Raw genomic sequence first — 21,720 nt, forward strand, 5'->3', positions numbered from 1 at the left:
TTGGTATCAGCAAGTCCAATCAAGCGGTCGAACTGATCGTAATTCTTCAAAACGCAGGTGCCGTCCGGTCGAGTGAATGTTTTCCATATTCCATTCGCACGTCGACCGGGACTAAGGATTTTCGACGTTTCTCACCCTCGCAGAAACACGAACTGTCGCACGATCAACCCGGCAATCAGCAAGATGCACAAGCCGGATACGACAGGATAAGGGCTTACAGCCCCCACCGCCGCAACCGTTAGGAGGACTCTTTCCCAGGTGAGCAGTTCGGTCTTGATCAATCCCTCTATCGAGGCTGCGACGGCGAGCGCGCCAAAGAACGCACCGACCACTGCGAGAGTGTTTGCCAAAGGCCCGAGCTCCAGAAGTATTCCCGGATTCCAGACGAAGGCGAAAGGTAACAAAAATCCAACGATTGCAAGCCTTACGGCCGAGAAAGCAATCTTGAAAGGATCCTCGTCGGCGATCGCAGACGCGGCAATGGCTGCAACGGCGATCGGAGGAGTTAGCGCAGACAAGATCGCATAGTAGAGCAAGAACATTTGGCTCGGAAGGATCGGGAAACCGAGCTTGGATAGCGCCGGTCCCACGAGCACGGCCGCCAGAATATAGGCGCTCGGGGTCGGCATCCCCAGACCGAGAACGATCGTGACGGCTGCGGCAATCACGAGCGTCAGTATTGGCTGCGCATCGCTAACGGTTAGAATCACATTCGCTGATTTCATCCCAAGGCCGGTCATGGACAATCCGCCAATCACCAGGCCCGCAGCAGCACATGCACCGGCAACCGGCAAAATCTGCAGAGTGGTTGTTCCAAGACCTTCCACGATTTGCCAAGGCGAAAGCCGCGTTTCTTTCAGGATAAATGAAGCGACAATCGTGACAAGGACGCCGACACCAGCCGTAAGCGTCGGCGAATAACCGAGTATCAGCGCAACGATAATACCGATGATAGGCAGCAAAAAGACCCAGCCGGTTTTGAACGTTTCCGCAGCGGTTGGAACCTCGTCTTCCGACGGGCGCAGGTCGTATTTGACCGAGCGCAAGTGCACCTGGGCGAAAACGCCGGTATAATAAAGCAGAGCTGGTACCAGGGCCGCGAGCACGATCGAGTTATAGGAAATACCCGAGTACTCGGCCATGATGAAGGCCGCCGACCCCATGATCGGGGGCATCGCGCTACCACCGGTGGATGCCGCAACCTCCACCGCTCCTGCAAATCGGGCGCGATATCCAAGCCGTTTCATCACAGGGATAGTGATCGAACCGGTTGCGACGACATCGGAAGTGGGGCTGCCGGACATCGTTCCATATAATCCAGACGAGATGATCGCGATCTTGGCAGGCCCTCCTCTTGCGCGCCCGGTGACCAGAGCCGCAAGGTTAAAGAAGAAATCGCCGCCTCCTGCCTTTGAAAGAAATGTTCCGAACATCACGAAAAGGAAAACGTAGCTGGCCACCACCTGAATCGGGACGCCAAACAAGCCGTCGGTCGTGAAAACGAGGATATCGAGCAGATACGTAAACTCGCTAACCCGATGACCGAAGGGAGGTGGCAGCAGATAGCCAAAAAGATTGTAGAACAGAAAGAGCAAGACAACCCCGGTGAGCCCCAAGCCGGTAGTACGCCGGGTCGCTTCGAGCGTCAGAAACAGGAGCGAGGAACCGAAGAACAACTGATCGATCGTGAACTCATCCAGAATACTTATTCGGTTCGCTATCGCTCCCGAATTCATGAAGAAATAGACGCCGCAAGCAAGACTGAGAGCCGCCAGAATCCAGTCGTAGAAAGGAATCCGATCCGGCGCTCTGGAGGTCGCTCCAATCGCCAGAAAAAGAATGGTGAATATCCCCGAAATAAAGAGAATACCCTGAATAAGCGGGTCAGCGATAATGAACAGATTTGAATGAACCACCCATATGGCGAAGGCCGCCGACAGTACCTTGACAACGGTACTCATGGTAGGTGCGAGTTTTCTACGGCGGCCAGTTTCAGTCAGCGAAGGGAAGTCCATGCCTATACCGTTTCACGATTGTTTGTTTGAAAGTAAATTGCCCATACTGAACGTGCCTTGCCTGTGTTTACACATGCAAAGTCCGCAGCAGTGCACTTGGCAGCAGTATGCAGCCGGCGCGCTGTTTTTGCGGGCCGGCTGCATTATCTGAAAGGTGTTACTTAATAAGACCCAATTCCATGTAAGCGCGCTTTGCACCGGCATGGAACGGAAGTGTGGTCTGAGAAACAAGCAGTTCTGGCGTCAACTGCTTCATCGCGTTGTGCACGCCGCGAATTTCATCGATATTTTCTGCGATATCTTTTGCGAGCATATAGCCGGTTTCTTCGGGCAGGCTCTCGGTCGTGATCACCATTGCACCCAGTGCGACCGTAACAACGTCATCAGATTGGTTGGCGTAACTTTCGCCGGGAATTGTATAGATTCCCGTTCCAAATTTTTCGTTCGTCTTCTCAATGATTTCCTGAGGAACACTCAGAAGTACGACTTCATTACTTTTGTCAACTTTTCGGAACGACGAATGTCCTACAAAGATACCGTTAATAACCATGTCGGTCCGACCGTCGGTTATCAGGTCCGCTTGCTGAGCAGAGCCGCCCCGAACCAGAACCCCGCCGTTCGCTTCGATAGTAGCCTCATCATAGCCGGCTTCTTCGAGCATGAACGTCGTGATATTGGCCACGATGTTGCCCGCATTGTTGTTCGCAACGCGTATAGCCGCACCTGATTTCGCGAGATCGTCAATACTGTCGATCCCGTATTCATCGGCAATGGATTTTCTAAGGAAAAAATGCATCGGCGCCCAATTGTACATATACCCGATGGCCTGAAGATTGTTGATGGGTGCCTTGAACGGTTCTTCTCCGGCGAGCGCCAACTTGATCTCGGCGTCGTGGGCCAAACCTAAGTCCGTCCGACCTGCGCCCAGCAAAGCAATGTTTGCAAACCCGCCTCCGGTTGCTTGGTATGTAACGACACCACTGGGATCGTCAGCCTTAACTGCTCGGTCAATGCCAGCACCAAGCAGAGACCAAAGACCGGACGGGTTTCCTCCCGAAAGTGTGACGGTGACGCTTTCCGCAACTGCGCTGCCTGCAATTGCACACATTCCGATGGCAGCAATAACGGCTTTAAAACTCTTTTTCACAGGTTCCTCCCTCTCCATCCTCATAGACATCTAATGTTAGATATCTATGTTATATAGGAATAATGGATTGCCGCTTCTTAGTCAACTAAGATCAGGGTTTTTGGGTGGAGCTGATTTGCAGAGTTCTGCCGATTGCCCCATCGGCTCGTCACGAGAATGTCGCCAAGCGACAGGGCGCGGAGCGGCTTTCGGTCCACCCCCGCCGCGGTATCGCTCTGAAGATCGAGGCGCCGTGTCTTCGAGGAAAACTTCCGCGTCTATGGTAGGCGTAAGATCCGGCGGCAATTGCAGCGGGAGGGCTTCAATATCGCCCGTTGCACGTGGCCAGGCTTATGAAGGCCATTGGGCTTCAGGGGAAAATTCGGGGCAAGCGGCTCAAAACGACGTTTCCGGACAAATCCGCGCCAAACCCGCTCGACCGTATGAACCGCCCGTTCGACAATGCTGTCGGCTCACTGGCCTACGATAGCTAAGAGGAAGCGTGGCCCTTGGTTGGCGGCATCCGAACCCCACGCGATGCGGCACGTCGTTCATCTTCCTCAAGATTTCGGATCATGACAGTCAGCGCTTTTCGCAACGTGGTTTGCTCGTCCTTGGTGAGGCTGGAAAGGGCGATATCATTGGCTTCGAGCGCGAGCGGTTCAAGCAGTTCACGAAGTTCCCAACCTTTCGCGGTCAGGAACGCATGCAGACGACGCTTATTGCCCTCGACATTGCGCCGAACAATGTAGCCCAATTCCTCCATGCGAATAAGTGCGGTATGTGCGGTCGGTTCCGTGAGATGCGCTCTATCGCTCAGTTCGCGTTGAGACAGCCCATCCTCTTGCCAGAGAATGCGGAGGAATATCCACTGTCCAAAGGTAACATTTTGGGTTTGAAGGCGGATCTGTAGAGAACGGTTGAAACCGCGCGCAGCCAGGCGCACCAGCCTCGCTATACGTTCAACGCCCGCCTCATCTGCCGCGCTATACTCAATTTGTTCGCTCATGGCCTCATAAGATCAGCACGACGAGCTATTGCCAAGTCCCTGAAAAGCACCGCAGCCACTTACAGCACAACAAACTGCATCGCTGCACAGCCGGGTGCTCTTTTTCGCAGGGAGATCGCCTCGGGGTTTGCAGTTTACATGGAGCGGACTCTCATTAAGCATCAAGCGAAGTCCGGCCAGTTCACGTCAACCCTCCTGCATGTTCGCCAACCGCTCTCTCCAAACAGGTTCGACTTCGAGATTGCGGGTGTATTTCGGCAGATCGCCATCCATGAGGCGGGTGGCGTTTTCCACCAGAACCTCCGGCATGATCGAATAAAGATCGATCGTATGACCCAGGATGTGCGGCGTAAGGACGACACGATCAAGCCCGCGCAGCGGGTGATCCGCCGGTAGCGGTTCGGTCTCAGTCACATCGAGGCCAACTCCCGAAAGATGGCCTTCGGACATGACCTCGACCAAAGCGTCTTCGTCGATCAGTCCGCCACGGGATGTGTTCACCAGGATCGCGTCACGTTTCATTTTCCGCAGTTCGGCCTCCCCGATCATTCCGCGAGTTTGTGCATTGAGAGGCACATGCAGGCTGATCACGTCGGACTGCACCAGTAACGCGTCGCGATCGACCAGACATACGCCTTCAGGTGCGGTCTCCGGCGTCAGGAAGGGATCGTGAACCAAGATCTCAGCCGGTTCGAATGCCCGGAGGCGGTCGATCACCCCGCCGCCGATCCGGCCCGAACCAACTAACCCGACAGTCCTGCCGCGCAGCATACGGGCATACATCTGCTGCGGACGTTTGGCGTTTTCATGCAAGAGACGCTCAGATGTGTGCAGCTTGTAGAGAAGCACGAGCATCAGCATCACGGTTGCCTCGGACATCGCGAGAAAATTCTCGGGGGTCGCTCCGTTCCCCACGATTAGCCCGCGCATTCCGCAGGCCTCGAGATCGACCGCGTCGACCCCGATCGTGGGAAACACCAGCGCCCGCAAGCGCGAAGACGCATCGAGATCTTCTTCGCTGAGCCGAGAGCGGGAGCTGGCCACGATGATATCCACGTCCGACAATAGTGTCTGCCGCTGCTCTGCAGACAGGCGTAAAGGCACACCTGGAACTATTGCCGGCCCCCGCACCACATCCCAGCCAAGATCGGAAAGCTTGGTCGAAGCGCTTTCGAGTACGTCCGCGAGCACAGGATCCTGTGCTATATAGATCTTGGGTTTCATCTTCATTCGCTCCGGGTCAGGCCAGCAACCATGTTGGGGTTGTAACCAGGCTGAACGCGCGCATCGATCACAACGCTCTTACCTTCACGAACCAACTCGATGCCTTTCTTGACCGCTTCGACCAGTTCGCCCGCGGTAAAGACAGGCCCGATCCCCTCGCATCCCTGTGCACGAGCAACGCCTGCGATGTCGATGTCCGGATCGCCGATACGCTGACCGATCCACTTGTTCTCCACCGGACGGTTGCGAGCGACGGCAACACGCTCCTGGTGAACCTCGTCATTGTAGAAAGAGCGGTTGTTCGACACCACCGCCAGAAACGGTGCTCCATAGTGCGCCGCGGTCCAGAACGCCGAGGCCGCCATCATGAAGTCGCCATCCCCGAGAACCGCGACCGGTATACGCTCGCTGCCTTTCAATGCCAGCGCGGCACCGATCAGCATACCCGGACCGGAGCCGATCCCGGCACCGCCATCGGAGCCAAGGAAATCGAGTGGGTGGCGGAAATGCCACGCCTCGCCCGCCCAACCGAGCGGCAAGCGCACCATGCTGGCGCAAATTCCGTCCAGCCCTTCGCCAAGTGCCCCGGCCAGCGTCATGATATCCAGCTGCGCTTCCGGAGCGGGAGCATTCAGGGCGGGTTTCACCGGCAGGTTTTCGGGCTCGTCGCCAGCGCCAACACCCAGCAAATCCGCAATGGCATGCATCGCGCGATCCGGCGAACTGGCCAGGTGGAGATCGAGTGCCGACAGCCCCTGATGCTCCATGCCCCAGCCATTGTGCAACTGATAATCGAGAGAGGCCTGGATAATCTTGGCTTCAACCTTGCCTGCCAGCTTGAGCGTTCCGGCAACGTCAAGCCAGTCGAGGCTGAGGATCACATCGGCTTCCCGCAGAACTTCGCCCGCCGCATCGTCGATAAAGAATGCAGGTTTGCCACGGTGCAGAGGATGGTTCGTCGGGAAAGAAGCGCCGATCCGGATGTCGGTCAGAACCTTCGCTCCCAAAGCTTCGACCAATGCCACACGCCGTGCCCAGTCAGCCGGATCGCGCGACACCCGCCCCGCCAGGACAACCGGATTTTTGGCGTTTTTCAGCAACTCGGCGGCACGCGCCACCCCCTCAGCGGAAGGGTCCGCCGGCAGTGGCGACCGGTAACGCGAAAAGTCGGGCAATGCCGGCGCTTCGGCATGCTGTTTTTCCTGGATCGACACATCAAAATTTACATAAGTCGGGCCGTGCGGTTCCGCCCGGGCAATCAGATTTGCCCTCAGCATGGATTCGATCGCTGCCTCCATCGAAGCAGGCTGGTCATCCCATTTCACATAGTTGCGTATCATTGAAGCTTGGTCGCGGCAGGTATGCAACCAGTCGATCCATGGACGGCGCAACGCCGCATCCACAGGTCCGGTCGCACCGTAGATCAACACAGGCACGCGGTCGCACCAGGCGTTGAAAATTGCCATCGTTCCATGCATCAGCCCGACATTGCTGTGCAGGATCACAGCAAGAGGTTCACCTGTAACCTTGGCATATCCGTGCGCGATTGCCACTGCATGTTCCTCATGCAGGCAAAGCAACATCTGTGGGTCTTCGTTGCCCAGGTGGTTCACCAGGCTGTCATGTAGCCCACGAAAGCTCGATCCTGGATTAAGGGTGACGTATTTAACGCGAAGACCCCTAAGCATCTCCGCAAAAACGTCGCTCCCCCAAACTCCGTCGCTGTCAGAGGCAACCGGCCGTTCAACTCCCGAAGGTCTTTGATCAGTCATGCGATAAGTCCATGTTATTGAGGTTTCAGTGGTGGCTCAGCAGATGGCCGAAACCATGTGGTTGATCGTTGAACCCGGCTGTTCTCAGCAGATGCCAAGCCATAACCTGATTGCTTGTGATCACGGGTTTGCCAAGCTGCTCCTCGAGGAGGCTGACGACCTCGAGCGAACGGATCGCCGTGCAGCTGACAAAATATGCATCGGTTTTTTGGGCGTAATGTTCTTTCGTTAACGCAAGCCAGTCTTCCGGCGGCAAGGCGGCCATATCCCTTGGATGGTCTATTCCGAGACCATGGGCATCGATGACGTCAAATCCATGCCGATTGAGAAATGCGACTTCGCTTTTGACGATGTGGTCGACATAGGGGGTAATCAAGACCAGCGTTCGCGCCGTCAGTGCATTTAGAGCGCTTACGATCGCTTCAGACGTAGCGACGACCCGTCTGCCGGAGGCTGAACACGCGCGCGCCAGAATATCTCTCTCCAGTTGCTCGCTCAGCGTGGAAACAGCAGTACAATGAAATCCGACGACCGCAGGATCGACATCGCCCACAAGCGAAGCCGCAGTTTCGACATCTTCTGCCATGGCGTTTAGTTGTTCGCGCGAACTGCCGGTCAGTCGCAGGCGCGTCACATGCAAAGAGATATCCCGCGGTAACAATGCGGCCAAATCTCCCTCAGCCACAATGTTGCCGGACGGCAAGATCACTCCGAAACGCGCGCGCCCGCCAAAACGGAACCCACACGCAAGACTGTTCAACCGGGGCGGCGCTACGAGATCGCGATTATCGCTCATCATTTGTACAGATGGTTCAAGGGTTGTCCGGGCTCGGTGACACGACGGATGTCACCGAACCCAATGCCATTTATTGCTTGACCTTGGAGAAGACTTCTCTTTCCAGCAGTGCGGTGAATGCATCGACATCGCCCTCGACGCCCTGAACGAGGCCGTCCCAGCGCTGCAATGTCTCGATATGTTGCTGAACAATCGCCTTGGCGTCAGACGACCCACCCAATTTGACGATGTCGTTCGCTACCGCCTCAAGCTCGCTGGCGCGAAAATCTTCCATCGCTTCGTTGAACGCGTCATCAGGTTTCCAGAAGACCACGCCCTTTTCGTCGGCCTCCATGCGCGCAGCAGCCTCCTGGTCGGCGTAGGTCTTGCTGATCTTCGCAATCCGTCCGGGGATTGCCGAAATCAGCGCCGAGCGGTTCGCTTCGTCCAGATTTGCAACAGCATCACGGTTGAAGATGAATTCACCCAGGCCGTGATAGCTTCCGATCGGTTGATCGACGATACCGCGCACGGAGTCGATCAAACCCAGCGTTTGAAGCCAGGCGAGATTACCTACCGCGCAGTCGACCTGGCCCTGCTGCAAAGCAGGCCCGACTTCACTCGCCGGCAGCGACACAGGTACAGCTCCCAGGGCATTTATGAGGCGCACAGCAAATCCACCCGTCACACGAATTTTCTTCCCGGCAATATCGTCCGAGCTAGAAATCGGTTGCGCGCACATCAGATACCATGGCGAAGCTGCATGCCCTCCCAACCAGACCGCGTTTTGCTTTTCAAGATCGGCGATGCATTCGTCGCAGTTCAGCAACATCGTTTCGTTGGTCGCGCCTGCGGCAGCCCAGAAGTTGGCCGCAAACGGCAGAAGCTCCGGCAGCATTGCAACATGTGGGATTTCGCTGGAATTCAGCGTAGGCACGATAAATCCGGCGTCCATGACGCCGGCGCGAATTCCGCCCAGGCTGGCTTGGCCACCCAACATCTGGCCTCCGACGAAAACCTGCGTTTCGAGGGCACCGTCCGTGGCAGCCGCGAGTTCATCGAAGAATTCTTGCGCCTGCACGGCTTCAATGGCCAGCGGCGGCATGAATGTGTTGTACCTGAGTTCATCTGCATTTGCGCTGCAGGTCAACCCGAGAAAAGCTGCGACTGCGGCAGTTTTTATCACTCTATTCTTCATACTTCCTCCTCCCATTTTGGACTTACTGTTCGACTGTTTTCAAAGCCCCATCAGCCTCGGCAACAAAAGCGTTATGTCCGGAAATGCGATCAGCAGGCCTATGACCAGAAGGTCAACGACCAAGAACCACAGAACTCCGCGATAAATCATACTCAGCGGCACATCCGGCCCCACCAGCGATTTGACCGCAAAGACGTTCAACCCGACCGGTGGCGACATCAGCCCGATCTCTACAAATTTAACGATCAAGATGCCCATCAAGGTCATGTCGAGACCAACAGACTTGAACATCGGCAGCATTATCGGGAGCGTGAGAAACAGCAGGCCCAGTGGGTCCAGGAACATGCCGAGCACGAGATAACAGGCGCCGGCGATCAGAATGATCCCGAGCGGCGAGACATTCGCGTCGGTCATGATTTGCGCCAGAAACATCGGCAACCCGGAAAATGCCAAAAACCGGGTTAGAAGCACGGCTCCAAGCACAATGAAGAACAGGGTGGCGGTCCCAACCAGCGCATCCCAGAAACTGGATTTAACAACCGGCCAAGACAGCGCGCCGTTCAGTAGCGCAATGACAAATGTCAGTGCGGCGCCGAACGCTCCCGCTTCGGTCGCCGTGACGACGCCGCTGTAGATGCCACCGATCACGCCGAGGACCAGTACCGGAAGCGGCCAAATCGCTGCGGTGACGGTTAGTTTCTCGCGCAGAGTCGGTTTTTCGACCATACGCGGCGCGGTATCAGGTTGAAGCTTGGCCCGCAGAATAACCATCAGGGCAAAGGCGAGCGCGGACAGAAGACCCGGCGCAATACCGGCTGCAAAGAGCTTGAGTATCGAAGTCTGCGCAAAAACCCCAATCAGGATCATCATGACGCTGGGCGGGATCAATGATCCTAAGGTCCCTGCAGAGGCGACAACGCCGGTCGCAAGACCCATGTCATATCCGGCTTTCTTCATCTCGGGTAAGGCAATTCGGCCCATGGTAAGGGTCGTCGCCAGGCTGGAGCCCGAGGCGGCGGCGAACCCTGCACAGGCGAAGTTCGTGGCCACGGCAAGCCCGCCGGGTAACCAGCCCAGCCAAAGTCTGGCCGCGTCGAAAAGAGCGCTTGTCAGCCCCGACCGGAAGGCAAGCGCTCCCATGAGAAGAAACATCGGGATTGCCGAAAGTTCCCAACTGGCGGCCGTTTCGTAAGGTATCAGGCTGAGAATGCTGAAAGCCGCGCTCCAGCTCGACACAGCGGCTATCCCGACGAATGCCACAATCCCCAAAGCCAGCCCGATCGGCACCCGCAGCGCAACAAGCACAAGCGCGATCCCCATACCCCAAAATCCGATGGCCAGTGGAGTCATTGGGACAGTACTTTCGCTTTGTCGGCCCCAGAAACGGTCGCCTTCGCGGATCCGTAGGTGATGAACCGAACCATCTGCATCACAAGGTTCAGGACCGAGACGATAACGACCAGCGATAACGCCAGAACCGGAATCCAGCGCGCGGGCCAAGTCGGCAAAAAATAGGATGGTGTCTGGATCTGTTCGGTGATTTCGGTTGCGCGCAATGCTTCGGCCCCCGCGCACCAAGCAAGCAACATCGCGAAGACCGCCATCAATAGCGAAGTCAGACAGTCGAGCAAAAAGCGCGATCTTGTTGACAACATATCGCTGATCAGGCTTGCGCTGATGTGCTGGTCAGTGATCTGAACAAAAGCGATCGGCAAAAAGATCAGCGTAACCATGTAATAGCGCGACACGATCTCGGTCGTGCCCGCCAGCGGAACGCCGATTACATAGCGCAAGCTTACGTCTAGAACGACATGCGCCACCATCAGCGCCATTACGACACCGGAAATCATGACTGCGAGCTCGCTAAGCCAGCTCACACATTGCAGGGCGCGTCCGAACAACGATTGAGAATTTGTCCCAGTCACTCTGCCGGCACCTTTACTTCACAATTGCTGAAACCGGTAGCTGCGGCGCGCTCGTTGAGCAGACCTGCCGGGACGGTTTCCAACCAGCAATCGTCGATATCGGCTGCGCTCAGCGATTTGCCGGTCTCTTCCGCACGCCGACGCGCGGCTGCCCAGACACGGCCACGAATAGAAGCGCGCAGAGGGATCGGAAGGGTGAAGATGTTGGTTATCAGGCGCGACCATGCTTCTTCGCTCCAGACAGCTTCATACGCCTCGCGTTCCGGCCCGAAACTGAAAATGGCTGGAGCCTCCCGAGAACCCGGCTCGTTCCTCAGCCGTTCAGTCCCAGCCAGGTCGAGCGCCCCGTCCTCGATGACGACCTTGTATGTTTCCCTGGCCGCCTTCTCGGAGACCAGCCCGTTCCGTACGTCATGTAAAACCTTGGCCGGATCGCGGTCTTGCGGAGACCCGTACCCGCCGCCGCCAGGCGTAAGGACCCGAATAACGTCACCGCAATTCACGTTGAGCGAGTCGATCTTGGCAAGAGGCTGGAAATCCTTTGTTCCAGCTCGCCGGATGAATACGCCGGCCATTTCGCCGCAGCAGCCGCCCAATAAACCCCATGGGCTGAACCGATGCCGCTCCTGCCCGCGAGCGGTTACGAGACAGTCATGCTGGAGAACCTCGAAATCAAAGATGATGCCCATGCCGCCGCGATATTTGCCCGCGCCGCCTGAATCCGGCCGCAGCGCATAGTTCAGAATACGAACGCCCGAAGTGCTTTCGACCACCTCGAGGGGACTGTTGCGCAAATTTGCGATGTCCACCACATCGCGCGCGTTCAACCCATCGCCATCCTCGTGTGCGCCTGTGCCACCAACCAGCGGCTCCAGCACATTCACCTTCAGGCCGCCTTCGGCCAAATTCGGCTCGGTGAAGACGATCGGCGCGATGTAGCCCGCACCCGCCGCCGGAATGACTTTCGGCAAGGCCTGCGCCAGCGCGCCGCGAATGGCGTCCTGCACCCGCACCCCGGTAGTCGTTCGCAGCCCGACCGCTGCAGGTGCCTGACAGTTCACAACCGACCCGGGCTGAGCAATCACGTTCACCGATCGCATCAGACCTGCGTTGACGGGAATGTCGCGATCGATCGTCAGCAATACGAACATTATCGTATACACCAACCAAGGATGCGCCTTCCCGTCCGAATAGATATTGAAGGCGGTTCTTAACTGGGTATCGCTGCCGGTAAAATCTATTGTGATCTCGTCGCCGGCTACGGTTAACGCGACACAGAATTTGATCGGAATTTCTGAGATGACATCGTCATCCAGATAGTCTGAAAAACGGTACGTACCGTCGGGAATACCTTCAATTACCGCACGGGCTCGCATTTCGCTGTAATTCAGCACATCTTCCATCGCGAGCACAACGCCGTCGACGCTGTATTTCTCGAAGCATTCAGTCATCCGGTGCTGGGCGACACGAAGCGCGGTAACCATCGCCTTCAGATCGCCCCAGTTGTCGTTCGGAACCCGGCAATTGCACAGGATCAGGTGCAAGAGTTCTTCGTTCAGCTTGCCTGCCTTGTAGAGATGGGATGGAGGGATCCGGATCCCTTCCTGATAGATCTCGTAACTCGACGGCGAAAGGCTCCCGGCAACACGCCCTCCCACATCGGTCGAATGGACGTAGGCATAGGCAAAGCACTTCAGCTTTGTGCCAGCATAGATTGGAGCCAAAACGCTGATGTCGGGCAGATGTGAAGACAGGCCGCCGCTCGCGTATGGATCGTTGCAGACGACGATATCGCCCGGTTCGAAACTGCCGATGCTGTCGATCGTCTTCTTGAAGTTCAGATTGGCAAACATCGTGATGCCAATGCTGTGAGGATAACCGAAAATCTCGCCATCGCGGGTTACCAGAGCAACACCTAGATCAGCGGTTTCATTTACAAACGCCGTGTGCCCGGTCCGTTGAAGCGAATATCCCATTTCTTCGGCGATTGATCGGAACCGCTGGACGAAGATATCAAGTTGGGCTGAATCGGTGCGCAGAGAAAACGTTTTTTCTTTCATTGTGTTATCCTCTACGTAGCATGGATGAGAAGGTTGCCGGCGCCATCGCAACGCGCCGCAAAACCCGGCGTGACAATGGTGGTCGTGTCAGCCTGCTCGATTACGGCAGGTCCTTCGACACGGTCTCCATCGCGTATGTCGTCGCGACTGAAAACGGAAGCGACATGAGGCCGCCCGCCATGAAAGATCGGTCTTTGGCCGGTGGGCTCCAGTTTGGCGGAGTTGGTCCGTTCTCTTGCCGGTGGCAGCATGGGTTTCCACCTCCGCCCGACGACCTTGACCCGCAATGACACAAGTTCAACCGCCGACCCGGGATCGCTGTTGTGATACAGCGTCTCGTAGGTATCGTGAAAATTCTGCGCCAGCAGCTCTGGCGTCAGGGCGTCCACCTCCAGCGTTGCCGGCAACGTGACGTCGACATCGAAAGATTGGCCGCGATACCGCATGTTTGCAGAACGCAAGACTTCGACACGTTCGATTATCGGGCTTTCCGAAGCGAGGCTGTTGCGTCCCTCCTGCTCTAGCTGGCGATAAACCTCGCGCAAGACCCCGGAATCCAGTTCCGCCAGCGGACGCCTCAAACTTCGGATGAAGTTATATTGATAGTCAGCAATAGTCGCTCCCAGAGCGCACATGGTGCCTGGCGATCGCGGCACGAGAATTTGTTTTATGCCGACCTCTTCGGCCAAAAGGCAGGCATGCGTCGGCCCGGCACCGCCAAAAGAGATCAACGTGAAATCGCGTGGATCCAAACCCCGCTTGGTCATCATCGGAAGAATTGCGCTGGTCATCGTGGCGGTAGCCAGACGCAGAATGGCCTCGGATGCAGCTTCGACAGAGCAGTCCAGTCGGCTGGCAATGCGACCCACCGCCGCCAAAGCGTTCTCACGCTTCAATGGCAGGTTCCCCGCAGCGAATTTGTCGGGGTCAATGTAGCCGGCAACCAAGTAAGCGTCGGTGACTGTCGTCTCGGTGCCGCCACGGTCGTAACAGGCTGGCCCCGGATCGGCGCCTGCACTTTGCGGACCCAATTTAAGGATTCCAAACGGATCGAACCATGCGATGGAGCCGCCCCCGGCTCCCACTGCGAAAACATCGACCGTTGGCATGACGATTGGAAAATCGCCGACCGCCGCATCGGTGGAGTAGACCGGCTCCCGGTCTCGAATGATTGAAAAATCGGCGCTGGTGCCGCCGATGTCCAGCGTCACCGCGTCGCAAATGCCGCTCAGCGCTGCGACATAGGCTGCTCCGACCACGCCTGACGCAGGTCCGGACAGCATGGTGTTCACGGGTTTTACCTTGGCGCTGGACGCGCTGAGAATGCCGCCATTCGACTGAGTGATCTGCAAGGCGGTATCGAGCCCCACCCGCTGCGTGTCGATAGACAGGTCATCAACATAGCGGCTCATGATCGGCTGAACGTATGCATTCAGCGAGGCTACACTTGCCCGCTCGAATTCACGGATTTCCGGCCAAAGGTCGGATGAGCACGAAATGTAAAGCTCAGGCCGCACCTCACGTAGCCGATCGGCGATCTTCTTTTCGACCGCCGGACCTCTGTAAGACCCCAAAAGGCAGATCGCGACGCTTTCTATCTCGGCGGGCAGGCTCGAGATCGTCGCCTCTATCGCGTCATCGGCAACCGAGAAGTCCTCGTCATCCCCACGCGCCGGGATCTCAAACACGTCCTGCCGCGCGACTATGGCATCCGGCAGCGTGGCCTTCAGATTAAAGATGTCAGGCTTTCGCAGCCTGGCAATTTCCAGGATATCTCGATTTCCCTGGCTGACGATCAGCGCACCTCGCGCGCCGCGCCGCTCCAGGACCGCGTTCAGCGCGATCGTCTGGCCGTGCACGAAATAGGTGATCGCATCCGCCGGCCGGCCGATCGAAGCCATCAATTCGCTGATGCCGCGTGCCACGGCTTTCGACGGAGAACTCGGCGTGCTTGCGACCTTGTGAGAGTGCGATGCGCTGCCGTCATGAGACAACAGGCTGAGGTCCGTAAAGGTACCACCGATATCGATTCCGAGCTGGAAACAGTCTTCGCTCACATCGTCCTCCCAAACTCAGGCGAATTACTTATTAAATAACTCAATCACATATTACGTAAATCAAGTCAACTGACGGTCCGGGCGCTGGACGAAAAAAAAGCGGCGAATTTTCGCCGCTACGCGCTTTTTTGTCTGTGAGATCAGAAATCCAGTCCGAAATCGACCGTGCCAGCCGAATGGGTCAACGCTCCCGATGATATGTAATCAACTCCCGTTGCAGCGATCTCTTGCAGCCGGTCGATGCGTACATTGCCGCTCGCTTCGGTCTTCATCCGACCGTCTATCCGGCGCACGGCCTCTGCCATGTCCTGGGTCGACATGTTGTCAAACAGAATGACATCGGCGCCTCTTGCCTCTAACACTTCATCCAATTGCCCAAGCCCGTCGATTTCGATCTCGACAACGACCATATGCCCCGCAGAACGCTTGACCGCTTCCAGAACCGGCCTGATTCCTCCGGCCGCGGCGATGTGATTATCCTTGATCAGGATGGCGTCCGATAATGAGAACCGGTGATTATGGCCTCCACCGTGAAGAACAGCGAGCTTCTCGACAAGCTTCATGCCTGGCGTCGTTTTTCGGGTGCACGTTATTCTGGCTCCGGTCCCTTCGAGAGCCTGCGCGTATGCAGCTGTAAGCGTTGCCGTCCCTGAAAGTCGGCCCGCGAAGTTCAGCGCCACACGCTCGGCAGCGAGAATCGACGACGCCAGTCCCTCGACTTTCAAAAGCGTATCGCCGGCCTTGCAAGCGGAACCGTCCGCAACGACCGTTTCAATCTTCAAGGTGGGATCGATCAGACGAAACGTCAGGGCTGCAACTTGCATACCGGAAACAACCGCGGCCTGCCTGGCTTTCAGTTCGGCCCGATAACGCGTGGTTTCCGGAAGAACGGCACGCGTCGTAACGTCGCCGGCGCCTCCTAGATCCTCCATGATGGCGTTTCGGACCATAGGCTCCAATATGATGTCCGGGACCCTAGCAAAGCTGTTCACTGTGTTTGCTCCTTCTCGGTTGTCAACGCGCACTCGCCGGTCTCACAACGAGGGGCGCCTGCCTGCAGGATCGCGGATGCCCTCGCCGGCTGCTGTCAAATGAATACAATCGACGGCAAACCCATGGAGTGGCGCCGTGCCGGGACGCCACCCGGCCGCAAATTTATTGGCCCTGCAAATTGATGTGGATGTTCTTTTCGTGAGTGAAGGAAATCAGCTCTCCGATCCCTTCTTCCCGTCCGATACCGGATTGCTTCACCCCACCGAAGGGAGCCCCCAGGAAATGGCGGCCGACCTCGTTGACCCAGACAAAGCCTGCCTCGACGCGTGCAGCGGTTCGATGCGCGGTAGCGAGATCGCGTGTCCATATTGCGCAGGTCAGGCCAAGCTCGAGCGCATTGACCTCTCTCAGCATTTCGTCTTCGTCGCTCCACTTCCGAATAGCCAGTACAGGACCAAATATTTCTTCGCGAGCGATCCTCATGTCCGGTGTCACATCGGCGAAGATCGTCGGCGCGATGAAACAGCCCTCGGCCAAAGCGCCATCGGTCACCGCGTGCCCGCCCGTCACCGTACGCGCGCCCTCGCTCACGGCCGACTCGATGAAGCTCAGCACGCGATCGAATTGAGTTCGGCTGACAATAGCTCCCATGGTTGTCGTCGGATCGGTCGGGACGCCCGGCTTGTAACGCTCGACTGCTTTAGCCAGGAGAGAAACGACCTCGTCGTGAATGTCTTCATGAACAAAGGCTCTGCTGGTCGAACCGCATGACTGTCCGCACCAGCCAAAGTTCATTCCGGCAACGATCGCATCGGCGATCTTCTTGGGATCGCTGTCCGGATAGGCGATCAAGGCATTCTTGCCGCCCAATTCCAGCAGGACAGGTTTAACTGTGGCGCTCGCACTGCGCATCACCGCGCGCCCGGCCGGCACCGAACCAATCAGCGTTACCTTGGCCACGCCTGGATGCTCGGCCAAACCCGCACCGGCTTCAACACCGCCAGGCAAAACGCTGAAGGTGCCCTTCGGCAACAACCCTTCAACGATTTCGGCGAGGCGAAGAGCCGAGAGAGGCGCTTGCACCGGCGGCTTGATGATTACGGCATTGCCCGCCGCAAGGGGCGCAGCCATCTTACCGCCGCAGAACATGAAAGGATGATTGAAGGCAAGGATACGTGCGACCACGCCGAGCGGCTGGCGCGATGTCATGTTGACGCGGTCCGGCCCCATCGGAATCGTGTCGCCTTTCATCTCGGTCACGAGGCCTGCAAAAAAGTCCATTTGAGCCGCCGCAATCGCGGCATCCCCGCGCATTTCCGTATAGGGATTCCCGCAATTCGCGGCGTCGATCAGTGCGAGTTCGTCTCCATGCTTACGGAGAAGGGCAGCAATTTCCTTCAGTATCCGTGCCCGCTCCAGGGGCAAAACATCACGCCATTCATGGAACCCTTTGAGCGCTTCCGCCACCGCTCTATCGACATCGGCACGACTCGCGGTGGCGACCATGCCAATCGGCTGGCCGGTTCCCGGATTCAGCGTTTGTTCGTAGCTGCCTTCGACCGGTGGAACCCATGCGCCACCGTAATAAAGATCGGCCTGTTTCGAGAGCTTCAGGTTCGCGTCAAGGTTCAAGGTGTCCATCAGATTTGTCCTCCTGCATGCACACCTGTTATCTTAGAGCTCTAATTACTGTCAATCGGAGAACGCATCTGTCGCCAACCGGAGGCGCCGCAGATGGGACAAATGTTCAATGACCTTTGCGTCTGGGGCTCGTCTACCGCTGCCAATCCGATGCCGAACGCCGCACCGGCGGTACCGCACCGACCGATCAGCTGGACGCAGCCGATCCTGGCCGAGTTCTGTTTCCAAGGGCCAGGCATGGCGGCGCCATCGCTCGGGGGCATTTGCCGGAAATGTCCGGCGCGCGCCACGAGCAGCACCATGTTCGACCTGAAACTCGGAGAGAAGGACCCCTCGAAAATGGCACCCGATTTGACCAGGGAACGAAATCGCTCCCAAAGTGGCCCGAGACCCCTCAGCCGACCATTTCCTCGGCACGCTTGTGCAACAGCCTCGCCAATAAATCGGCGGGGCTGTCTTCGTTGAAGGTGAACCTGCGCGTAATCCCTACCGAACCAGCCATATAGTCCGACCTGAGTTCGATTGCCGCTAGCGTGCCTCGCCGCAATTCGCGCTCAACGACCCCGCGCGAGATAAACCACAGCATGTCGGATTGTTCGACCAGAGACAGCGCCACGGGAAGGGCTACCGTCTCGAATGCCGGAACAAGGCCGCTCAGTCCCTGCGCGACCAGATACTGATCCACGATCTGTCGGATGATCGCTCCGGGGTTCGGGGCTATCAGCGGAAAAGTGGTCAGCGCCTTTGGCGCGGGCATTGCCAGCGCGGGATGATCGGCCCGCGCCACGAGGAGTACCGGCTCGTCATAAAGATGTTCGAAGGTCAGGCCCGGCATGTTCTTGGCTGACGGCATTCGCCCAACCATGAAGTCAATCCCCCCCGATCGCAGCATCTCCAGCAAATAGCGGTTGGGGCCGGTGATGATTCCAACCCGCGCATCCCGGTGCGTGCGATGATAATCCAGCGCAACCGATGGGAAAAATCCCCCCGCAACGGTGGGCAACACCCCGACTTTAACCAATCCGACCGGAACTTTTCCCGAAAGATCGCGCACCCCCGCCTCAAGACTCTGCAGCGCGGCCAATGCATGCGCGCGAAAGCCCTCGCCCGACGGCGTCAGGACCGCGCGCCTTCCGGTCCGTTCGAATAGCGCTGTCCCCAAAATGGTTTCGAGCTCGTTGACGGTTTTGGACAATGCGGGCTGCGAGACATTGCGCACCCGCGCAGCGGCTGAAATCGTGCCGCTCCGTGCGACCGCTAGAAACGCCTCGATATGGCGCAGTTTCAAACCGGCTGGTATATTCATTTGGTTATACTTTTGGCACGATTTTGTATTTTTCGGAACTTAAAAATTATGTGAAGGATTGCTCGGGAGAGACCGATGCAAGCACTGACGCGCGACTGGGGAACAATGCACACCGATCACCGTTCCGGTGAGGGCAGTCGGCTGGTTTTCGTCAACTCGCTCGGTACGGATCTGCGGATGTGGGACGCGGTGGTAGCAGCCCTGCCGACCGATTGGGCCTGTTTGCGCATGGACAAGCGCGGTCACGGGCTGTCCGAAACCGCCCCTCCCGGCTATGGCATTCCCGAACTGGCCAGCGATGTTTTGGCCGCGATGGATCAGGCGGCCATGGATCGCGCGGTCATCGTCGGTTGCTCGGTCGGGGGGCTGATCGCACAACACATCGCGTTAATGGCTCCCGAGCGCGTGGACGGCCTGGTCTTGTCCAACACCGCATCGATGCTGGGTGCCGCCGAGGGCTGGCACACGCGCATCGCGGGTGTGCGCGAACACGGCATGGCAGCGATGGCCGAGGGAATTCTGCCGCGGTGGTTTGGACCCAAAATGCTTGCGGACAACAAAGCGCTCTTGTGGCGCACGCTTCTGGCACGCACATGCCAAGAAGGGTACATCGCCACCTGTGCCGCGATTGCCGGCACGGACATTACCGATCGTCTGGGCGAAATCACACAGCCCACGCTGGTACTCGGCGGCAAGTACGATCTGGCAACCCCACCTGAAGCGGTCGAAGCGCTGGCCGTCAACCTTCCTTGCGCCCGTTTGGAGATGTTCGAGGACACCGGGCATTTGCCCGCGATTGAAGCGCCCGGCGCTTTTGCCGAGGCGCTGACGAAGTTTGTGGAAAGGATTAGCGCATGAACAAGAAATTCGATCAGGGCATGAAGACCCGGCGCGAGGTTTTGGGCGATGCCCACGTGGATCGCGCCGAGGCAAAGAAGACTGAATTCGACCTGCCGTTTCAAACCCTCATCACCGAGGGTGCCTGGGGTGCAGTGTGGTCCTCGGATAGAATCTCGCGCCGAGAGCGGTCCATGCTGACCATCGCACTTCTGGCGGCGACGGGCAATTTCGAAGAGATTCCGATGCATATCCGGGCCACCGCGCGCACGGGCGCGTCGAAAGACGATGTCGCGGAAGCGCTGCAACATGTGGCTATCTATGCGGGAGTTCCAAAAGCAAACCATGCCCTGAAACTTGCCAAGGAAACCTTTGCGGAAATGGAGGAGAGAGAATGACTGACCTATCGAACCGGGATCAAGGACCATTGATCCCGCGCAATCGTGCAATCCATCCCAACCCTTACGATGTCGGTTACAAAACGAGCGTGACACGCTCGCCCAACCTGCCGCTTCTGTCGATGGAAAGTTCGCCGTCGGAAGAGACGGGCCCGACCTTCGGTCACAGCAAGCTGGGTCCATTGGACAACAATCTGGTTCTGAACTGGACCAAGGGTGCAGCTCCGGCTGTGGGGGAGCGTATCCTGATGCACGGTCGCGTGCTGGACGAGATGGGCCGGCCCGTACGCAATACGCTGATCGAGATCTGGCAGGCCAACGCGGGCGGGCGTTACCGCCACAAGAAAGACACTTACTTTGCTCCGCTCGATCCAAATTTCGGTGGCTGCGGCCGGACCGTCACAGACGAAAACGGCTATTACGAATTCCTTACTGTGCGTCCGGGAGCTTACCCTTGGCCGAACGGCGGCAATGACTGGCGTCCGATGCATATCCACATATCGATTTATGGCAACAGCTTCGGCCAACGCCTGATCACCCAGATGTATTTCGAGGGCGATCCGCTCATCAATCATTGTCCGATTGCCGCTACGATCAAGGATCGCAGTCAGCTTGACCGTCTCGTCGCACCGCTCGACTTCTCGAAATCCCGGCCGCTCGATTTCCTCGCCTATAAATTTGACATCGTGTTGCGCGGTCGCCGCCAAACCATGTTTGAGAATAGACTGGAGGGCATGTGATAATGGTACAGAAACTCGACATCTTGATCGAAACTCCGTCCCAAACGGCTGGACCTTATGTTCATATCGGCTTGATGCCGACCTATGCGGGCAATGCCGGCTATTATGACGAAGAGATCGGCACCACCCCCATACAGGGCGACGTCAAGGGCGATATCATTGAGATCGTAGGCTCGGTCTACGACGGCACGGGTTGGGCAATGCGGGACGCACTGATCGAAAGCTGGCAGTGCGACGCGGGAGGTATTTTCCCGGGCACCGAAGGAGCCGATCCCGCCTTTACCGGCCATTGCCGTTTTGCCGCGGATGCGGACTCTGGTGAGTTCACGCTGCGCACGGTCAAACCCGGTCGTTACAAAGGCCGTGGCGGTGTCGAAAGTGCGCCGCATATCTCTCTTTGGGTGGTGTCCCGCGGGATCAACATCGGCCTCAACACTCGGCTTTACTTAGAGGATGAGGACAATTCGAAAGACCCGCTGCTAAACCGGATCGAACAGCGCCATCGCGTGGAAACGCTCGTCGCAAAGAAAACCGGCGAGGGCAAATACCGCTTCGACATTCGCCTCCAGGGCGAGGGAGAAACCGTCTTTCTCGATATCTAGAGCATCGTGCGATAATTCCGTTTGTTTTGAGGGGGCGGCATG

The 21,720-nt window shown here is 57.5% G+C and carries 18 protein-coding genes and 1 pseudogene; 5 read left to right on the plus strand and 14 right to left on the minus strand.

Features of this window, described 5'->3' with window-relative positions:
* Positions 1-131 precede the first annotated feature (131 nt).
* A complete protein-coding gene (locus tag RBB46_RS08955) occupies positions 132-1,961 on the minus strand; it encodes a TRAP transporter fused permease subunit (RefSeq protein ID WP_306028637.1) in 1,830 nt (609 codons plus the stop codon).
* Between the two features lie 211 nt (positions 1,962-2,172).
* Positions 2,173-3,162 carry a TAXI family TRAP transporter solute-binding subunit gene (locus RBB46_RS08960; RefSeq protein WP_306028638.1) on the minus strand — a complete coding sequence of 330 codons (990 nt, stop codon included), beginning with the start codon at positions 3,160-3,162 and terminating at the stop codon, positions 2,173-2,175.
* Positions 3,163-3,260: 98 nt separating this feature from the next.
* Here RBB46_RS08960 and RBB46_RS08965 point away from each other — a divergent pair.
* Positions 3,261-3,599 (plus strand): annotated as a pseudogene (locus tag RBB46_RS08965) (IS3 family transposase); the annotation flags it as partial.
* Positions 3,600-3,631: 32 nt separating this feature from the next.
* Here the strand turns inward: RBB46_RS08965 and RBB46_RS08970 are convergent.
* From RBB46_RS08970 to RBB46_RS09025, 12 genes are all read right to left on the minus strand, one after another.
* Positions 3,632-4,150, minus strand: a complete 519-nt coding sequence (locus tag RBB46_RS08970; protein ID WP_306028639.1) for a MarR family winged helix-turn-helix transcriptional regulator — start codon at positions 4,148-4,150, stop codon at positions 3,632-3,634.
* A gap of 186 nt (positions 4,151-4,336) precedes the next feature.
* Positions 4,337-5,374 carry a 2-hydroxyacid dehydrogenase gene (locus RBB46_RS08975; RefSeq protein ID WP_306028640.1) on the minus strand — a complete coding sequence of 346 codons (1,038 nt, stop codon included), beginning with the start codon at positions 5,372-5,374 and terminating at the stop codon, positions 4,337-4,339.
* A 2-nt stretch (positions 5,375-5,376) separates the two neighbouring features.
* Complete coding sequence (locus tag RBB46_RS08980; protein WP_306028641.1) at positions 5,377-7,146, minus strand: thiamine pyrophosphate-binding protein; 1,770 nt, start codon at positions 7,144-7,146, stop codon at positions 5,377-5,379.
* 25 nt (positions 7,147-7,171) lie between these two features.
* Positions 7,172-7,849 carry an arylmalonate decarboxylase gene (locus RBB46_RS08985; protein ID WP_306028642.1) on the minus strand — a complete coding sequence of 226 codons (678 nt, stop codon included), beginning with the start codon at positions 7,847-7,849 and terminating at the stop codon, positions 7,172-7,174.
* Positions 7,850-8,012: 163 nt separating this feature from the next.
* The gene (gene dctP / locus RBB46_RS08990; protein WP_306028643.1) at positions 8,013-9,119 is read right to left on the minus strand and encodes a TRAP transporter substrate-binding protein DctP; all 1,107 of its coding nucleotides are present in this window, start codon (positions 9,117-9,119) and stop codon (positions 8,013-8,015) included.
* A 39-nt stretch (positions 9,120-9,158) separates the two neighbouring features.
* Entirely contained in the window at positions 9,159-10,439 is a 1,281-nt protein-coding gene (locus RBB46_RS08995) for a TRAP transporter large permease (RefSeq protein WP_286202302.1), read from the minus strand.
* A gap of 26 nt (positions 10,440-10,465) precedes the next feature.
* Complete coding sequence (locus RBB46_RS09000) at positions 10,466-10,969, minus strand: TRAP transporter small permease (RefSeq protein ID WP_152505202.1); 504 nt, start codon at positions 10,967-10,969, stop codon at positions 10,466-10,468.
* Between the two features lie 71 nt (positions 10,970-11,040).
* A complete protein-coding gene (locus tag RBB46_RS09005) occupies positions 11,041-13,104 on the minus strand; it encodes a hydantoinase B/oxoprolinase family protein (protein ID WP_306028644.1) in 2,064 nt (687 codons plus the stop codon).
* Between the two features lie 11 nt (positions 13,105-13,115).
* On the minus strand, positions 13,116-15,161 hold the full coding sequence (locus RBB46_RS09010) for a hydantoinase/oxoprolinase family protein (protein WP_306028645.1): 2,046 nt from the start codon (positions 15,159-15,161) through the stop codon (positions 13,116-13,118).
* A gap of 140 nt (positions 15,162-15,301) precedes the next feature.
* The gene (gene nadC, locus RBB46_RS09015) at positions 15,302-16,153 is read right to left on the minus strand and encodes a carboxylating nicotinate-nucleotide diphosphorylase (protein WP_306028646.1); all 852 of its coding nucleotides are present in this window, start codon (positions 16,151-16,153) and stop codon (positions 15,302-15,304) included.
* Positions 16,154-16,316: 163 nt separating this feature from the next.
* Positions 16,317-17,795: an aldehyde dehydrogenase family protein gene (locus RBB46_RS09020; protein ID WP_306028647.1), complete on the minus strand. Its 1,479-nt coding sequence runs from the start codon at positions 17,793-17,795 to the stop codon at positions 16,317-16,319.
* 394 nt (positions 17,796-18,189) lie between these two features.
* Entirely contained in the window at positions 18,190-19,101 is a 912-nt protein-coding gene (locus RBB46_RS09025; RefSeq protein WP_306028648.1) for a LysR substrate-binding domain-containing protein, read from the minus strand.
* Positions 19,102-19,176: 75 nt separating this feature from the next.
* Here RBB46_RS09025 and pcaD point away from each other — a divergent pair, with 75 nt between their 5' ends.
* From pcaD to pcaG, 4 genes are read left to right on the plus strand one after another with little or no spacing between them, the layout of a single operon-like run.
* Complete coding sequence (pcaD, locus tag RBB46_RS09030) at positions 19,177-19,959, plus strand: 3-oxoadipate enol-lactonase (RefSeq protein ID WP_306028649.1); 783 nt, start codon at positions 19,177-19,179, stop codon at positions 19,957-19,959.
* The gene (pcaC, locus tag RBB46_RS09035; protein ID WP_306028650.1) at positions 19,956-20,336 is read left to right on the plus strand and encodes a 4-carboxymuconolactone decarboxylase; all 381 of its coding nucleotides are present in this window, start codon (positions 19,956-19,958) and stop codon (positions 20,334-20,336) included. Before pcaD ends, pcaC begins: the two co-directional genes overlap by 4 nt.
* Positions 20,333-21,076: a protocatechuate 3,4-dioxygenase subunit beta gene (gene pcaH / locus RBB46_RS09040; protein WP_306028651.1), complete on the plus strand. Its 744-nt coding sequence runs from the start codon at positions 20,333-20,335 to the stop codon at positions 21,074-21,076. Before pcaC ends, pcaH begins: the two co-directional genes overlap by 4 nt.
* A 2-nt stretch (positions 21,077-21,078) precedes the next feature.
* Entirely contained in the window at positions 21,079-21,678 is a 600-nt protein-coding gene (gene pcaG, locus RBB46_RS09045; RefSeq protein WP_306028652.1) for a protocatechuate 3,4-dioxygenase subunit alpha, read from the plus strand.
* Positions 21,679-21,720 lie beyond the last annotated feature (42 nt).

It is taken from the genome of Stappia sp. MMSF_3263 (genome assembly GCF_030733745.1).
GTDB lineage: Bacteria > Pseudomonadota > Alphaproteobacteria > Rhizobiales > Stappiaceae > Stappia.

What these genes read in the sequence shown, in the direction of transcription:
- RBB46_RS08955 (WP_306028637.1), bottom strand. Translation starts at nt 1,961, where the DNA reads ATGAGTACCGTTGTCAAGGTACTGTCGGCGGCCTTCGCCATATGGGTG.
- RBB46_RS08970 (WP_306028639.1), bottom strand. Translation starts at nt 4,150, where the DNA reads ATGAGCGAACAAATTGAGTATAGCGCGGCAGATGAGGCGGGCGTTGAA.
- RBB46_RS08975 (WP_306028640.1), bottom strand. Translation starts at nt 5,374, where the DNA reads ATGAAACCCAAGATCTATATAGCACAGGATCCTGTGCTCGCGGACGTA.
- RBB46_RS08980 (WP_306028641.1), bottom strand. Translation starts at nt 7,146, where the DNA reads ATGACTGATCAAAGACCTTCGGGAGTTGAACGGCCGGTTGCCTCTGAC.
- dctP (WP_306028643.1), bottom strand. Translation starts at nt 9,119, where the DNA reads ATGAAGAATAGAGTGATAAAAACTGCCGCAGTCGCAGCTTTTCTCGGG.
- RBB46_RS08995 (WP_286202302.1), bottom strand. Translation starts at nt 10,439, where the DNA reads ATGGGGATCGCGCTTGTGCTTGTTGCGCTGCGGGTGCCGATCGGGCTG.
- RBB46_RS09000 (WP_152505202.1), bottom strand. Translation starts at nt 10,969, where the DNA reads ATGATTTCCGGTGTCGTAATGGCGCTGATGGTGGCGCATGTCGTTCTA.
- RBB46_RS09005 (WP_306028644.1), bottom strand. Translation starts at nt 13,104, where the DNA reads ATGAAAGAAAAAACGTTTTCTCTGCGCACCGATTCAGCCCAACTTGAT.
- RBB46_RS09020 (WP_306028647.1), bottom strand. Translation starts at nt 17,795, where the DNA reads ATGGACACCTTGAACCTTGACGCGAACCTGAAGCTCTCGAAACAGGCC.
- RBB46_RS09025 (WP_306028648.1), bottom strand. Translation starts at nt 19,101, where the DNA reads ATGAATATACCAGCCGGTTTGAAACTGCGCCATATCGAGGCGTTTCTA.
- pcaD (WP_306028649.1), top strand. Translation starts at nt 19,177, where the DNA reads ATGCAAGCACTGACGCGCGACTGGGGAACAATGCACACCGATCACCGT.
- pcaC (WP_306028650.1), top strand. Translation starts at nt 19,956, where the DNA reads ATGAACAAGAAATTCGATCAGGGCATGAAGACCCGGCGCGAGGTTTTG.
- pcaH (WP_306028651.1), top strand. Translation starts at nt 20,333, where the DNA reads ATGACTGACCTATCGAACCGGGATCAAGGACCATTGATCCCGCGCAAT.
- pcaG (WP_306028652.1), top strand. Translation starts at nt 21,079, where the DNA reads ATGGTACAGAAACTCGACATCTTGATCGAAACTCCGTCCCAAACGGCT.